Source organism: Romboutsia faecis, assembly GCF_014323405.1.
GTDB classification, from domain to species: Bacteria; Bacillota; Clostridia; order Peptostreptococcales; family Peptostreptococcaceae; genus Romboutsia_E; species Romboutsia_E faecis.
This window is the reverse complement of record NZ_JACRWE010000003.1, coordinates 364,712-381,169: the sequence shown is the minus strand read 5'-3', so window position 1 is coordinate 381,169 and position 16,458 is coordinate 364,712. Positions and strand designations below refer to the sequence as shown.

The 16,458-nt window shown below is 24.5% G+C and carries 16 protein-coding genes; 14 read left to right on the top strand and 2 right to left on the bottom strand.

The window, feature by feature from the left end; translation table 11 throughout:
• Window positions 1-178 precede the first annotated feature (178 nt).
• Both H8923_RS08335 and H8923_RS08330 read left to right on the top strand, forming a co-directional pair.
• Complete coding sequence (locus tag H8923_RS08335) at window positions 179-3,430, top strand: ligand-binding sensor domain-containing protein (protein WP_153971318.1); 3,252 nt, start codon at window positions 179-181, stop codon at window positions 3,428-3,430.
• A gap of 190 nt (window positions 3,431-3,620) precedes the next feature.
• Window positions 3,621-4,124 carry a VanZ family protein gene (locus H8923_RS08330; RefSeq protein WP_153971317.1) on the top strand — a complete coding sequence of 168 codons (504 nt, stop codon included), beginning with the start codon at window positions 3,621-3,623 and terminating at the stop codon, window positions 4,122-4,124.
• A 213-nt stretch (window positions 4,125-4,337) separates the two neighbouring features.
• Here H8923_RS08330 and H8923_RS08325 read toward each other — a convergent pair whose 3' ends face one another.
• A complete protein-coding gene (locus H8923_RS08325; RefSeq protein WP_153971316.1) occupies window positions 4,338-4,589 on the bottom strand; it encodes a kinase to dihydroxyacetone kinase in 252 nt (83 codons plus the stop codon).
• 1,027 nt (window positions 4,590-5,616) lie between these two features.
• On the opposite strand from H8923_RS08325, the gene H8923_RS08320 reads away from it, so the two are divergent.
• The gene (locus H8923_RS08320; RefSeq protein ID WP_153971315.1) at window positions 5,617-5,997 is read left to right on the top strand and encodes a DUF1540 domain-containing protein; all 381 of its coding nucleotides are present in this window, start codon (window positions 5,617-5,619) and stop codon (window positions 5,995-5,997) included.
• Window positions 5,998-6,906: 909 nt separating this feature from the next.
• Here the strand turns inward: H8923_RS08320 and H8923_RS08315 are convergent.
• Window positions 6,907-7,233: a helix-turn-helix domain-containing protein gene (locus H8923_RS08315; RefSeq protein WP_153971314.1), complete on the bottom strand. Its 327-nt coding sequence runs from the start codon at window positions 7,231-7,233 to the stop codon at window positions 6,907-6,909.
• Window positions 7,234-7,419: 186 nt separating this feature from the next.
• On the opposite strand from H8923_RS08315, the gene H8923_RS17490 reads away from it, so the two are divergent.
• The 11 genes from H8923_RS17490 to H8923_RS08265 all read left to right on the top strand — a co-directional run bounded on the left by H8923_RS17490 (window position 7,420) and on the right by H8923_RS08265 (window position 16,359).
• Window positions 7,420-7,542 carry a hypothetical protein gene (locus tag H8923_RS17490; protein ID WP_263457703.1) on the top strand — a complete coding sequence of 41 codons (123 nt, stop codon included), beginning with the start codon at window positions 7,420-7,422 and terminating at the stop codon, window positions 7,540-7,542.
• Between the two features lie 114 nt (window positions 7,543-7,656).
• Window positions 7,657-8,787, top strand: coding sequence for a sensor histidine kinase (locus H8923_RS08310; RefSeq protein ID WP_153971313.1), 1,131 nt, complete (start codon window positions 7,657-7,659; stop codon window positions 8,785-8,787).
• Between the two features lie 76 nt (window positions 8,788-8,863).
• Window positions 8,864-9,682, top strand: coding sequence for an EAL domain-containing protein (locus H8923_RS08305; protein WP_153971312.1), 819 nt, complete (start codon window positions 8,864-8,866; stop codon window positions 9,680-9,682).
• A gap of 299 nt (window positions 9,683-9,981) precedes the next feature.
• A complete protein-coding gene (locus H8923_RS08300; protein ID WP_153971311.1) occupies window positions 9,982-10,686 on the top strand; it encodes a lantibiotic protection ABC transporter ATP-binding protein in 705 nt (234 codons plus the stop codon).
• Window positions 10,679-11,401, top strand: a complete 723-nt coding sequence (locus H8923_RS08295) for a lantibiotic immunity ABC transporter MutE/EpiE family permease subunit (RefSeq protein WP_153971310.1) — start codon at window positions 10,679-10,681, stop codon at window positions 11,399-11,401. The genes H8923_RS08300 and H8923_RS08295 overlap by 8 nt, the downstream gene beginning before the upstream one ends.
• Before the next feature lie 2 nt (window positions 11,402-11,403).
• Window positions 11,404-12,150: a lantibiotic immunity ABC transporter MutG family permease subunit gene (locus H8923_RS08290; protein ID WP_172976704.1), complete on the top strand. Its 747-nt coding sequence runs from the start codon at window positions 11,404-11,406 to the stop codon at window positions 12,148-12,150.
• Window positions 12,151-12,163: 13 nt separating this feature from the next.
• The gene (locus tag H8923_RS08285) at window positions 12,164-12,829 is read left to right on the top strand and encodes a response regulator transcription factor (protein WP_153971308.1); all 666 of its coding nucleotides are present in this window, start codon (window positions 12,164-12,166) and stop codon (window positions 12,827-12,829) included.
• Window positions 12,820-14,184: a sensor histidine kinase gene (locus H8923_RS08280; RefSeq protein ID WP_172976703.1), complete on the top strand. Its 1,365-nt coding sequence runs from the start codon at window positions 12,820-12,822 to the stop codon at window positions 14,182-14,184. Before H8923_RS08285 ends, H8923_RS08280 begins: the two co-directional genes overlap by 10 nt.
• 170 nt (window positions 14,185-14,354) lie before the next feature.
• Window positions 14,355-14,993, top strand: a complete 639-nt coding sequence (locus H8923_RS08275; RefSeq protein ID WP_153971306.1) for a nitroreductase family protein — start codon at window positions 14,355-14,357, stop codon at window positions 14,991-14,993.
• Window positions 14,994-15,818: 825 nt separating this feature from the next.
• A complete protein-coding gene (locus H8923_RS08270) occupies window positions 15,819-16,169 on the top strand; it encodes a GIY-YIG nuclease family protein (protein WP_153971305.1) in 351 nt (116 codons plus the stop codon).
• A complete protein-coding gene (locus H8923_RS08265) occupies window positions 16,153-16,359 on the top strand; it encodes a DUF6530 family protein (protein ID WP_153971304.1) in 207 nt (68 codons plus the stop codon). The genes H8923_RS08270 and H8923_RS08265 overlap by 17 nt, the downstream gene beginning before the upstream one ends.
• Window positions 16,360-16,458: the final 99 nt, after the last annotated feature.

Genomic DNA, 16,458 nt, shown 5'->3' with positions numbered 1-16,458 from the left:
AAGATAGAGGATATAAGTTTTGACTACTTATATCCTTTTTTATGAGATATTATAATAGATATTAAAATTTTTACATATTAAGTGGAAATTACTGTAAATTTGTTGTAATAGTGAAAAAATTATATTATATTAATTATAAATAAATTTTATATTTTAAGGTTATAACGGGGAACAAAGTATGAAAAATAAATTAGCAATAATAATTGGGGTAATATGCTTTCTAATAATTATCTCAGCTCCTACCAGAGTTTTAGCAAGTGAAGTAAGTAAAATAAATTTTGAAAAATTATCAGTTGATGAAGATCTTTCAAATGAGAATGTAACATCAATATTTCAAGATAGAAAAGGATATATATGGATAGGTACCTTTGATGGTCTAAATAGGTATGATGGTGAAAATATAAAAGTATATAACTGTGATATTAATAATGAAAATACTTTAAGCTCTACGTATATAACGGCATTAGAAGAAGATGACTGTGGTAATATGTGGATAGGAACTGATCATGGTTTAGATATTTTGAACAAGGATACAGATAAGGTTATTAGATTAAGATATATGGAACATGATAAATATAGGTTAGGGGAATTAAGAATAACATCTTTATTGAATAGCAATTACGAAGATAATATTATGTGGGTTGGAACAGAAAATGGATTAATGAAGATAAACATAAAAAGTTTAGAAGTTAAAGCTTTTTATCATGACGAAGATGATATAAATTCATTAACTAATTCATCTATAACATGTTTAGAAGAATATAAAGATGGGTCAATATGGGTTGGAACAAAGTACGGGGTAAATGTTATAAGGAAAGATTTAAGTATAAATCAGGACACACTTCATATATATGATGAAAAATCCTACATATATAATATAGAAATAGATGATTTAAATAAAGTGTGGATTTCTACTAAAGGTGGAATTCTTATATATGATATCAATAAATTATCAGATATTGTATGGATCATTGATAATGAGGGGGTAAAACAATATAGCATAAAAGAAAAGCGGATTGAAATGTTTGCTGCAAATAAAAAGCCAAATAATATAGATAATAATAATTTTGTATTAAGTGATAGTCAAAATAACATTTGGATATCAAGTAGCAATGGTATTATAAAATATTCACAAGATACACTTAATTATGAAATATTTAATAAAGATATGAATTCAGAATATAAACTCACAAGTAATTCTATATCATGTTTTTATGAAGATCGTAATGGTACAATATGGATAGGTACTGATAAAGGTGTATGTATATTAAATTATAATAAGCAATTTAATTATAGTGATAAAGACAAAAATATAGTATCCATATTAGAAGATGATAAATATTTATGGGTAGCTACTAAATTTGATGGAATTTATATATATGATAAAAGTGGGAAATATGTTGATCGTTTGTACAATATTAATGATGAATTAAGTTTAAGCAATAAATATATAAAAAACTTATTTAAAATAGGTGATAGATTTATAGTTATTGTTACAAATAAGGAGACAATTTCATTTGATACAGAAAATTTTTCATATCAACAGCATATACTTAAAGATGGATATTCAAATGAGTTAAATTATATATATGATGATGGAGAATTTATTTGGGTATCAGCGACAAATGGTTTTTATAGTCAAAAAATTTATACAGAAGAAAGAACTTACTATAATAATAATCTAAATAAATTTAATATAACCCCATATCATATATCATACATACTACCAGATAAAAATGATGATAATATTATCTGGTTAGGTGGAGTTAATATAGGATTAGTTAAATTTCACAAGGAAAATGGAGTAATTAAGCGATATAAACATGATTTTTCAAGTGAAAATTCATTGATTAATAATTATATAAATTGTATGATATTTGATGATTTAGGGAATTTATGGATAGGAACAAATATAGGTCTAAGTAAATTAGATATAAAAACAGAAAAATTTACTTCATATACTACAGCTGAAGGTTTAAGTAATAACTTTATAAACTCTATATTAATAGATGATAGTGATAATCTTTGGATAAGTACTAATAATGGATTAAATAAATTTAATATAGAAACAGAAAAAATTGTTAAGTTCTCAAAAATGGATGGTTTACAAGGATATCAATTTAATTTAAATTCTAGTTTTAAGCAAAAAAATGGAATTATGATATTTGGTAGTACGAATGGAATAACATATTTCAATCCAGATGAAATCGTTAAGTCTAAAGCAGTTGATGAGAAAGTCGTTATTGGTGATATATATATAGGAGATAATAAAGTTACTTATGATGGTAATGAACTGGTTTTAAGATATGATGATAAAAATTTATACATAGATTATTTTTTACCAAATTACCAAAACTTAAATTATATAACTTATGAGTATATGATTGAAGGAATTGACTCTGAGTGGAAATTTCTAGATTACAGAAATTATTTAGATATTGAGAGTTTAGAATCAGCTAAGTACACTTTAAAATTAAGAGCAAGAGATGGACATGGTAATTTAACAGATGAAACAATTATGAATATCAGGGTTAAACAACCGATTTGGAAGACTCCATTAGCGTACTTAATTTATATCATTATTGGACTTGCACTAATTTGTTATATAATAAATTATGTAAAAATATTACAGCATTTAGTAGATCAAAAGACAATTAATTTAAACAAGCAATTACAAGAAAATAAGAGGTTAAGTGAAGAGATAATAGATAAAGAGAAATTCAAAAATAATTATTTTGTTAATTTATCTCATGAACTTAGGACTCCTATAAATATCATAGTATCTACGGTACAGTTGATAAATGCTTTTACTAAAGATAAGGTTATGACACAAGAAAAAACTCATGAATATATGAATATGATAATTAAAAGCTGTGATAATTTATTAAAAATAATAGGTGATATTATAGATAGTTCTAAGATAGAAACGGGAGAATATAAAATTTATAAAAAAAATAATGACATAGTATATTTAGCTGAAGAAACTGCACTTAATATGAGTAAGTTTATAGAGAAAAAAGGAATATCTTTAGTAATTGATCCATATATGGAAGAAAAAATTATATCTTGTGATGCTACAGAAATAGAAAGATGTATAATTAATTTATTAGGTAATGCAGTTAAATTTACTCCTGAAGGTGGAGAAATTAGATTATATATTAAAGAAGTAGAAGATTATATAGAAATTAGTGTAGAAGATACTGGAATAGGAATATCAAAAGAAGATCAAGATTTTATATTTAAACGATTCTCTCAAGTCGAAGGAACAGGTGCTACAAAGGCGAGTAGTAGTGGAATTGGATTAACTCTTGTTAAACATATAGTAGAGCTCCATGGGGGATACATCAGACTTGAAAGTGAACTTAACAAAGGTAGTAAATTTACAATAGGTATTCCTGACGTATTAGAATGTACTGAGGATAATAATTAGAAAAATAAGCTAGATGAAGTAATTTCATTTAGCTTATTTTATTTTTATTAGTTAAATATTATAATATAGATTAAGTAAATACATTATAAATGGAATTAATATATGGATTAGTTTTAATAAGAAAATTTTATATAAAAATAAATAATTGGGTGATTCAAAGTATCAGAATCTTCCATAGAAAGGAGATTATATGAAAGACAAAAAGCGACGTAAAATAACTATTGTTTTGTTTACATTATATTTTTTAATTTTAGTATGGATTCTTTTATTTAAAATGGGTACTCCATTTGATGTAAATTATAGTAGCAGGAGTATAAATTTAATTCCTTTTTCTGCTTCTGTTATTGTAAATGGAAAAATATATATTAAAGAAATTATCAACAACATACTTGTATTCGTACCTGTGGGTATCTATACATGTATGTTAAATCCAAAACTTCCTTTTGTTAAAAAAATTGCACCAGCATTTTTTATAAGTTTAGCAATTGAAATTTTTCAGTTTATTTTATCTATAGGTGTTACAGATATAACAGATCTCTTGGGTAATACTTTAGGTGGAATAATAGGTATTGTAATATTTTATTTACTTGCTAAACTATTTAAAAATAAAACGATTGAAGTATTTAATATACTAGCTTTTATTGCTACAGTAGTCTTAGTAGGTCTTTTATCAATAATAATATTAGTAAATTAAATAAAAAGCTTTATTAGATATTAAAAGTAAGGTAGATAAAGGTACAAATGTAATAATTACTTTTAGTAATACTTTAAATTAATGTTTATATGAAATAATAATAAAAGTGGACAAACTAGGTTGTCCACTTTTATTATTATTTTGTAATATATAAAATCATTAAATTTAAATTTTAATTATATCATAAGTTGAAATTAATTATATGTAAATATATTAACCCTTAAGTCCTTTGGATTGACGTTCCATGTCTTCAATTACAATATCATATATTTCTCCTAATGAAGCACAGTATTCTAATACTCTCCAAGGTTCATTGGTATGGTAATGAATTTTAATGAGTTCTGAATCACCAACAGCAAGTAAGCAATCACCTTTAAAGTTATTGGCAAAAAATTCATTTATTATATCTTCGTTAAGATCAACTCCATCAATGAGTAACTGTGTGTCATATTTATATTCCAACATATCTTTATCACCCTTTCTTATTTATATATCATTATTATAACATATATAATATTAAATAAATTTATAAAAAGGATGTAAAATATGCAATTAAAGGATGGTCAGTTGACATCCTTTATCATATTAATTATATCATTATCTTAAATAAAGAAAATAATTTGTTAGAATTATTTAGTAGTAAGTTATTACTTACATATCTTTACGATCTCTATTAGCATGTAGAAATCTAACCATAATAGAATTACTTTTGCCGGTACATGTATTAATGATAATGCAGCAAAATCAGATATATTACAATAACTTTCGTGCTATGAGAATATAAAATTTCAATATTTATTTATATTTTACAATCTTTTTAACCTTTTATTTTCTTAATATATATACTTTATATAAAGTTTCTTTAATTCTATAATTTAAAAATGAATTTAATGTAATTATTCTGAGTTTGGGAAATAAGATACAAAAGTGTATAGTATAATCAAAGTTTAATTAATCACAATAAGATAAGTCAGGGTAAAATATATAAAAAAATAACATCTTATATTTAAATGCTTTTATGTACTGTTATATGGATTTCAATGATTATTGTAATAAAACAAAAATAAATATAAAATTTATGAGGATAATTAATTGGAATTCTCTTGAATTGATAATAATTTTATTTTAGCAGATCTCTGTGTACAATCTTACTAGAATTTTATTTAGATATTACCAGGGAAATCACCTTATGAATTTGCATTTTATCATATTAATTATTATTTTTCTCATCATTTGCTAAAATAATGCTTAATTCAGCTATTAGATAAATCCGTAGAAGGAAAAGGGAATATAAAGATTAAGTGATTTAAATAGATATAAACTAATTGAAAAAATAGAGTAGAGATAAATAATATAAACAATTTAAAAATTAAAAATAAATAAATTCCTAGTAGAAATAAAAACATAAAAACTAAAAATATCAAATCGAATTATATTTTATCTTTTGGAAATAATAAAATAGATATTTATTAAGATTGAGGAGGTAAATAGAATGCAAAGAGGGAATTTAAAATGTAATGCAACTGACTGTGCACATAATCAAGATTATGAGTGTAAGGCAGGTTCTATACATGTAAGTGGACTTGGCGCAGTATCTACTGAAGGGACTACTTGTACAAGTTTTGTAGATAGAGATAGTAGCAGTTATGTAGATAGAATGGCTGAAAATTCTGAAGAGAAAGAACAATTTTTTAATAGTTTTAATAGCAATTTTGTAAATGGTGTAGGTGATTCAACTACACAGCCATGCGATATAAAATGTGAAGCTCATAATTGTATATATAATGACAATAAAGAATGTCATGCAGATTGTGTTCAAATAGATGCATACAATGCATGTTGCGATTCATTTGATTATGGAGAACATATTTAATACTGTAAAAAAATACGCTTCATAAAATATTGGTAGAAGCGTATTTGAATATATATCTAATTTAATAAGTAGAAATAATTCCTAATTAAAAAACAAATAGTTCTAAAATTAATATATCACAAGCTAAAATACATAATAAAAAATAGCTACATATAAGAAATATTAATACTTATATATAGTTATTTTTTATTATGTGTTTTTATAATGTCAGATAATATATACATAATCTACATAATATTTTTATAGTTCAATAAGTAATATCACAATTAATTAATGTTGTTACACATTTTAAGACATTTATAACAAGAATAGAAAAGTGGTAAAATGCAATAATAGTAAAAATCTTAAGAGCTAATGGGAGAGATTTATACAAAATAGATATATATAACTGACGTAAATTAATAGGTGTATGTGCTGGGGTTGCTGAGTTTTTTTGATTTAATTCAGAAACAATTAGAATAGTATTTACCTTTAAGATATATCTTCCAGACAATATATATATGAGCTTCTAGTCCTGGGTATAGTGGTTTAAAGAATATTTTATGGGAAGAGAAAATATTGTATATATAAATGTAGCAAATAAATCGAAGAACTAGGCCTTGGTACTAGAAATTATGAGATCGTAAGTATTGATTAATAATTAATAATATAGCTTTTTATTATTAACCATATACATTATTAAAATATAAAATAGCTCTAAGTAAATATTATATTAATATAATCTATTTAGATCTATTTTCAGTTTACAAAATACTAAGTTTATTATGAATTATAATAGAATAAACATAAAAAAGACTGTATCAATAACAGTCTTTTTTATGTGAAAATATATTAATTAGTCATAAATAGAGGTTAGTTTAGCTGATTTAGTATAAAAACTTTTAAAATGGTTCGATAATATGTACTATATTATTTAGATTTATTATCACAAGAAGATTTATATAGACAATCAATAATTCTATTAATAAATAATTGATCCTCTTCTGATAATGAATTTATTTTATAAATTAAATTATCAATAGACTTTGTATTATCAAACATATCTCCTTTTCCATATCTTAACCAATCAGGATTTATGTTAAATTCTCTAATTATATTTAATATAGTTCTTTCTGGTATATTTCTGAACTTATTTTCATAGGAGGAAATTTGGCTAACTGATAGATGTATTTTCTCTCCAAATTTTTTTTGAGAAAGACCTAAATTTTTTCTGATTAATTTTAACCTTTCGTTCATTACGCAACACCTCCATTCTTATAGTATATAATCTAGAATATTATTACTCAATGTAAAATTAAAAAAAAAAAAATTAAAATCATTTTAAAATAAGAAAAATATGGGGAAAAATGGAAAAAAATCGCATTGTGTATTGTAAATTACACAATGAGGATGTAAAATGTATAAAAGGCAGGAGGTAATATTATGGATTCGGAAATAAATATAGCAGATAAAATAGAGGTTATAAAAAAAAGATTACCAAAGGAATATGAAGTTATTGAATATTTAGTCGATATTTTAGAAAGATATAATTCTGAAGAAGAGTAAAAACTAGATATATTCTAAATCATCTATTGGATTAAAAGACACTATTTTACAAGAATATATAAACTATAAATACTTATAAGAGAGAGAATATTTTTAGTAGAGGAGTGCAATTAAATGGAGAATGTTTTTAAACATAGTGTACTAAAACTAACCTTAGACAATATAGGGGAATGTATTTTTTATGAAGATAGGAATGGAAGAATGCTATATTGTAATAAAAGCTACATTGAAAATTTTATGAATACAGGAGAAGAATACAAAGAGTATAATGCTATAAAAAGTAAAGAAGTGATTGAAAATAGTAAAGCACTGAAATACAGTCAAAAAATAATTAACACTAATGGTGAAATTAAATATTTTGAAGTTACTAAAATTCCAATAACTGATGATGGACAAAATGTAAATGCAATTTTAAATATAATGAAAGATAAATCATATAAGTATGAGCTTGAGAAACTAAGAAATGGATTTTTCTCTAATATTAAACATGAGTTTAGAACACCACTTAATATGATATTTAGTTCAATACAACTGTTAGATTATAAATGTAAGATATGTAAGATTGGAAACTGTAAGGATTGCTTTATAAATAATTTACAACTTATAAATACTAATAGTCTAAGGATATTAAAATTATCTAATAACTTTATTGATTTAACAAATATTCAATCTGGATGTATGGACTTTAATCCTAGAAATCATGATATTGTTAGTTTTGTAGAATCTATATGTGATAGCATAAACAATTATAAAAAATTCAAGGATATAAGTTTGATATTTGATACAAACTTAGAAGAACATATACTTAGATTTGATACGGATAAGATTGAAAGAGTAATATTAAATTTAATTTCAAACGCTATAAAATTTAATATACCTAAGGGATACGTATATGTAAGTTTAAAAATAGAAGATAAGTATACTAAAATATCTATAAGAGATACAGGTATTGGAATTTGTAATAGTAAAATAAATACTATATTTGAAAGTTTCTCTAATGTAGAAAATAGATTTACGAAAGTATCTGAAGGAAGTGGTGTTGGTTTAGCCTTAAGTAAGGCTTTAGTAGAAATACATAATGGAAATATTAGTGTAGAAAGTAAAGTTGGAGAGGGTAGTGAGTTCATAATAAGCCTGCCGAATATAATAAATGAGAGTGAAGAAATAGATATAACTTATTATAAGGTTGATATGAATAGCTTAGAAAGAATAAAAATAGAATTATCTGATATATATGAGCAGTAAATGTGATAAAAGAAATAGTAATAAAGTTATTATAACATGGTTTTGTTTAGTTTATTAATCAAATGGGGGGTGACATATGTATAAAAAAGAGTTTAAACTTTGCTCAAATAATAATGAAAGTAAACTTTACGAAGAAGTCAAGAATGGTATAAAGCGAAGAGAATTTAAATTTGTATATCAACCAAAATATAATATAAAAAATGGGAAGCTTATAGGGGCTGAAGCTTTAATACGATGGCATAAAAGTAATGCTGTAATTATATATCCTGATAGTTTCGTAGAGAAGCTAGAGGATAATAATTTAATATATTTAATTGATTATTATACAATAGAAGAATGTCTAAGAAAAATATATTATTGGAACAATATATATAAAGATAATTTAGTTCCTATATCAATAAATTTATCTAAAAGTACATTAATGAGAGTGGATTTTATAGATACTTTAGAAGCATTGATAGGAATTTATAATATAGATTTAAAGTATTTGGAATTTGAAATAACAGAAAGAGAATATGTAGATTATAGTATAGATAATATTAATAATAAGATTGATAAAGTTAGATCTATGGGTATAAAAGTATCACTAGATGATTTCGGAACAGGAAATTTAAATTTATCATTTTCTATGAATATAGATATAGATACTATAAAGATTGATAGATCCCTTATAAATAAGATAGGACAGAATAAAAAGATTGATTATTTATTGAGATTTATGATAGATTTAGCAAATAAAAATAATATTAACCTAGTAGCAGAAGGTATAGAGACAGAAGAACAGATAAAGTTTCTTATTAATACTGGATATGAACTTGGGCAAGGATATTATTTTTCAAAACCTATAAATGTCGATGTATTTGAGAAAAAGTATCTTTTACATAAAAATGATTAAGTATTAAGCCTTGTATACTTGTATGAATGTAATATTTTTAGAATATAAGCTATGGTATAACACTATAGCTTTACTTATGTAAACAATAATATACTTATTATTAATGAATTATTAAAAACGTATTGGTATAGAAATCAATACGTTTTTATCTTAATAGTAAAGATAATAAACATAATTATGAATCATAACAAGATAATATAATGACGTAGATATTAAGAATATTTAACTATTTCCTTATAAAATCCTTATAAACATTTCATATACTTTCATCAAACGATAAATAAGAAAGGAAGTTTTTCATGAAATATATAATAGAAACTAAAAACTTAAACAAAAAATATAAGACACAAGAAGTGAATAAAGATATATCTTTATTAGTTCAGGAAAAATCTATATACGGATTATTAGGACCTAATGGAGCAGGAAAATCAACTTTACTAAAAATGCTATCAGGAATGATTAATCCTACATCAGGAGAAATACTATACAAAGGAAAAATATGGTCAAGAAATGATCTATTAGAAATAGGTGCCCTTATAGAAGAACCACCGATATATGAAAATTTAACAGCAAGAGAAAATCTAAAAGTACGTACTCTATTATATGATTTACCAGAATCACGAATTGATGAAGTTTTAGAAATGGTTCAACTTACAAACACAGGAAAGAAAAAGGCAGGAAAATTTTCAATGGGAATGAAGCAAAGATTAGGAATAGCTATAGCCTTATTAAATAATCCTAAGCTTTTAATACTTGATGAACCTACAAATGGACTAGATCCAATAGGCATAGGAGAATTAAGAGAACTAATAAAATTATTCCCACAAAAAGGAATAACAGTAATATTGTCTAGCCATATTTTATCTGAAGTTGAGAAAATTGCAGATCATATAGGAATAATAGCAAATGGTAAGCTATGGTATCAAGAGGAAATTCAAAAAGATATAGATTTAGAAAAATTATTTTTAGAAATAGTAAGAAAGGTAGGTAATAGTAATGATTAATATGATAAAATCAGAACATTTAAAACTAAAGAAGAGTTTTCAAAAAATGTTAATATGGTTAGCTCCTACTATTACATTACTATTAGCATCTATATTAATTGGAGGTAACTATATACAATCAGGGGGATATAATTGGTGGTATATATTGATATTACCAGGGATTCTTACTTTAATAACTTCATTTGTAATAAATAATGATAACAATAGGAAATATCATGGATTATTTAGTGTTGTAATAGATAAAGATAAAATTTGGTATAGTAAAATAATTCTTTGTACTATTTATTTAGCTTTAACTTGCTTAGTATTCTTTTTAGAAGTAACTTTAATGGGATATTTATTTAAATCAACAATCTCTATAAAAAATAGTTTCTTAGCATCTATAATATTATTTATAACTTTTTCATGGCAAATACCACTATTCATGTATATATCTATGAGGTTTAAAACTGGTACTGCTATGATAATTAGTATGATATGTAACTGTGGAATAGGGATAATTTGTGCAGTTAAATCAACTTGGTGGATTCCATTTGCAATTCCATCAAGATTAATGTGTCATGTTATCGGAGTTTTACCTAATGGTTTATCTGTAGAAAATAGAAGGTATATTTTTGATATTAAAATTATTTTAATAGGATTAATAGTAACAGTAATGTTGTATATACTAATATCTTACTTAAGTGCAAGATGGTTCAAAGAGGAGGAGATATAGGTATGTGGAGATTAATAAATTGTCTGAAGGCAGATTTTTATAAATTTTATCATTCTAATATAATTAAGGTGCATTTAATAATTCCTATTTCAACGGTCATTACATTCTTAGCTTATTATGTAATTTCTTCCTGGGATGAATTGCAAAAATTTATAGCGTATATCCAACTTATTTCAATTTCATTTCCTTTTATAATATCAATTATAGTTAATATGGTATATGAGCAAGAGCAAGAAGCTGGATTTCAATATTTTTTAGGAATAGCAAATAAAAAGTATATTGCTCATTTTAGTAAATTTATTACAATATTTATATTAGGTTTAATATCAACATTAATAGCAATATTAGGATTTGGAATTATATTTTACTTAATTGAAAATAACTTAACAGATATAGAACTTTACTTTAGACAGTCATTTATAATGTTTGGAAGTAACATAATTATATATATGATACAATATTTAGCGGTATTTTATTTTGGTAAAGGCGCATCAATAGGATTAGGAATAGTAGGAAGTCTTATTTCAGCACTTATGCTAACAGGTATAGGAGATGGAATATGGCCAATAGTACCTTGGGTGTATTCAGTAAGATTATGTTCTTATTTTATAATGTATAATTCTAGTACTTTGATGGAAAATCAATCTATAATACACTCTATGATAATGATGATAATATATATGGTTACACTTTTAGTTTTACAATTAATATTTATAAACTATTGGGAAGGTAGGAGAGAAAATTATTAAGTAAGGAGTACTTATGGAAGATATAAATATTTTAGTTATTGATGATGAAATAGAAATATTGAATTTAATAAAAAATGTATTGAAAAAACAAGATTATAAAGTTACTATAAAGAACAATGCAATTGATATAAATAAAGATGAACTAATTAAATTTGATCTAATATTACTGGATGTAATGATGCCAATGATAGATGGATTTACTTTATGTAAATCAATTAGAAATGAAGTTGATTGTCCAATAATCTTTTTAACAGCGAAAACAATGGAAGAAGATATTTTAGAAGGGTTATCAATAGGCGCAGATGATTATATAAAAAAGCCTTTTAGCATTTTAGAATTAAGAGCTAGAGTAGAAGCACACCTAAGAAGAGAACATAGAGAAAAGCAACAAATTTTATCTACTAATGGATTGAAGTTTAATTTAAAATCAAAGGAATTATATTTCTATGAGAAGAAGATAGCACTTACGAAAGGTGAATATAAAATTTGTGAGTATTTAGCAAAGCATAAAGGACAGGTTTTCACATTAGAACAAATTTTTATTGAAGTATATGGATTTGATAAAGAAAGCGATAATAGTTGTATTAGAGAACATATAAAAAATATACGTGCTAAGATTAACAAATATATAGAAAATCCAATTGAAACAGTATGGGGGATTGGATACAAATGGATATGAAAAGAGGAAGAAGTTTATACACAATTTTCTTGAAATATTTAATTATTTTCTGTGTCTTAAGCATTATACTAATATTTTCATTGATAATTACTGTTAATACTGCTATTAATTTTAACATAATAAAACCAGCTAACTATGTACAAAATCAAGTGGAAAACTTGAAAATAGAAGTTGAAAGAGGTTCACAACTTGATGAAGACAAAATACCTTATCCTAGCAAATATGCTTTCTTTAACAATGAAAATGAAATAGTAAAAACAAATCTTGATGAAGAAGAGTTAAAAGAAGTTAATAAGTATTTAGATGGAGAGAGGGGTAATAGTAAATTTTTTTATACGAAGATACCTTTTAATAGTGGGATTTGTATAATTAGATATGATATTAAAGCTCATTTTACTTCAAAATTTTGGAATGACTTAATACCTTATCCAGAGATACTATTAATAAGTATTTTTTTGATTGGATTTATATTAACAGCATGTATAATTGCAATAAAGTTTGAAAAGAAATTAAAAAAAGAGTTATACCCTTTGAAAGCATCAACTGAAAAAATAATGAATCAAGATTTAGATTTTGAAGTAATACCAAGTGATGTGAAAGAGTTTAACGAAGTATTAACATCTATATCAAATATGAAAACAGCACTTAAGAAATCACTAAAAGAACAGTGGCATATAGAGCAAGAAAAGGAAAATCAAATAAGTGCACTAGCTCACGATATAAAAACGCCAATAACAATTATAAAAGGAAATGCAGAACTATTAAATGAAAGTGATTTATGTGAAGAAGATAAAGAATTCGCTAAATATATTATTAATAATGCTGATAAAATTGAAAAATATATATCAACGCTAATAGATATATCTAAGTCAGGTATGGGGGAGTGTAAACTAAATGAAAATATTAATACCGATATTATTATAGATGAGTTAAAAGGTGAACTTAACATGATATGCTCATTGAAAGATATAAAAATAATAACTAGTCTAAACTACAAATCTAAATTTTTTGTATCAAATAAAGATCTTTTAAAGAGAGCTATTATTAATATAATGTTAAATGCAGTTGATTATTCACCTGAAAAAAGTGAAATAGAATTTATAGTTAATGAGAATGAGGAGATGTTAGAATTTACTATAAGGGACTCTGGTAAAGGATTCACTGAGAACGGATTAAGAAATGCTACGAATCAATTTTTCATGGAAGCAAGTGAAAGAAAAGTTGGAAAGCATTATGGTATGGGACTATACATTGCAGAATCTGTAGCTAGAATGCATGGTGGTTTTGTAGTTATAAAAAATAGAGAATATAAAACTGGAGCAGAGGTTTCGTTAGCTATTAATATTAAATCATAGAGATTGAATAACATCTGATGGTTAAATTGAAAAAGTTTGACATAAAACTATTATATGTTGTAAAATTAGTTTGACATAAAACTATTTTAAAGCATTAGTTTGAAAAATATTAAATGTGTAAATATGATAAATAATCTTATATCTTAAGGACATTTAAAAGGAGAATAGAAATGAACGTTTTAGACGCAATACATGCTCGTAAAAGTGTAAGAAGATTCAAAGATGAAGTAGTACCTAAAGAGGACATATTAGAAATGTTAGAAGCTGCAACTGCAGCACCTTCACCAAAGCATCAACAAAATTGGAATTTTGTTGTAGTTACTAATCGTGAAATAATAAATAAAATGGCTGAGATAGTAACCAAAAGTCATGAAAATTTAGGTGAAATAGCGAAAACTGAAAAAGATAAAAAGATACATATGAGTGTAATAAATTATTATACTTGTTTTAAAAATGCACCAGTAGTAATAATGGTATATGGATCAGAATATAAAATGATAGAGTATAAGATATTGAAGGAAAATAATGCATCTAAAGAAGTTTTAGACATGTTAGTATCTCCTCAATCAGCAGCTCAAGGAATAGGTGCTGCAGTTGAAAACTTCTTATTAGCAGCAACAGAAAAAGGATATGGAACTTGTTATATGACAGGACCTACTCATGCTAAATTAGAAATAGAAAAGTTAATTGGACTTGATAAACCTGGATTTGAATTAATGTCTATGATATCCTTAGGAGTTGCAGAAGATAATACTTCTCCTAAGCCATCTCGTAAACCTCTTGAAGAAGTAGTAACATTTATAGATTAGTAAAATATAGAGTAAATAAAAAATGTCCCATTTAGTGAGGCATTTTTTATTTATACTTTTCATTTTCATTCTTAAAGTTAGAACTAAGTTTTTTAAGTAATCTTAAAAATTCTTCTTTGTCATCTTCTGTGAAGTCTCTATATGCAATTATATATTTTAATATTTTGCAAAATATATTAAAGAAATGTATAAGATGGTAAATGAAATCTATATAAGTTAAAGTCGCTTAGAGGGATAAGGAACATTAATGGAAGATTTAGAAGATTATCTAAAGTAAACCATATTATATAAAAGGAAGAAGTGGAACTAACTGACTATGAGATAATATTCAATAGAGGAAAAGTTTTAGGGATGGATAGTTTATTAGATAATTGATAAACACCAAGGGATGCTTTTGAGTTACTTAAAAAATGCTCAAAAGGAATGCTATGTGATATAACTGGTATTATCTATGAATTACCTTAAGGTGAAAATAGAAATGGCCTAAAGATGCATATGTTTGTATTCATCCGAAGTTAGCAGATGAATTAGAATAAATGAAGATGAAAGGATAGCTTTGGAGTCTATAAATGATTTGAGAGCTAATTTTGATGTAATAATTTAATATATTACTTAGAATATTTGTATTTAAATGGCTTTTCAGTAAGCATATTAAAAATTTATTACTTGATAATAAGAGATCTATAGAGTTCAACTCTACGGAGCATTTATTGTTTAGTAGTCTAAAATGATATAAATTATAGGTATAGTAACAAAACATATTTGTAAATGCATTTGTAGAATATTAACCTGAATAGAGGACTAATAATAGATAGGAGATTAATTATGGATAGACAAAGAAAAAAAGAATTATTACAACAATACAAAGAAATGAAACCAGAGATGGGTGTATATATGTTTAAGTCTAAAAAAACAAATATAGTTTATTTAGGTTGTGACAAAAATATAAAAGCAACTATAAATGGCGATAGATTCAAATTAAATTTCAATAATCATAAATGTAAAAAATTGCAAAAGGATTGGAATGAAAATAAAGAAGAAAACTTTGAAATAAGAACAGTAGAAGTATTACCTTATGACAAAGACGAAAGTAAGGTTGATTATAGTGAAGATTTAAGAATATTAAGAGAAATGTGTAAGGATAAGTTTACAGAAGAAAATGTGGAGGAAATATAAAGATGTAGATGGATATAGAGTTCCTAGCTCAGATATAGAAAAAATAGACATTGGTGTTAAGAAGAGTGCATATAACGAAAATTTAGATAAAGATATAATTATTTTAGCTAATGAGCCTAATAATCAAGGTGAATTATTAGTTGAAAGATGTAGAGTACTTTCAGAAATACTAGAAGAATTAGGATATTAAAAAATTGTCTAGTTTTAATTATTCTTTAAATAAAGAAAACTAAAATTATCAATTATGAAAAGTTGTAATCATATATAAATAAAATAGGTTTATAAATGA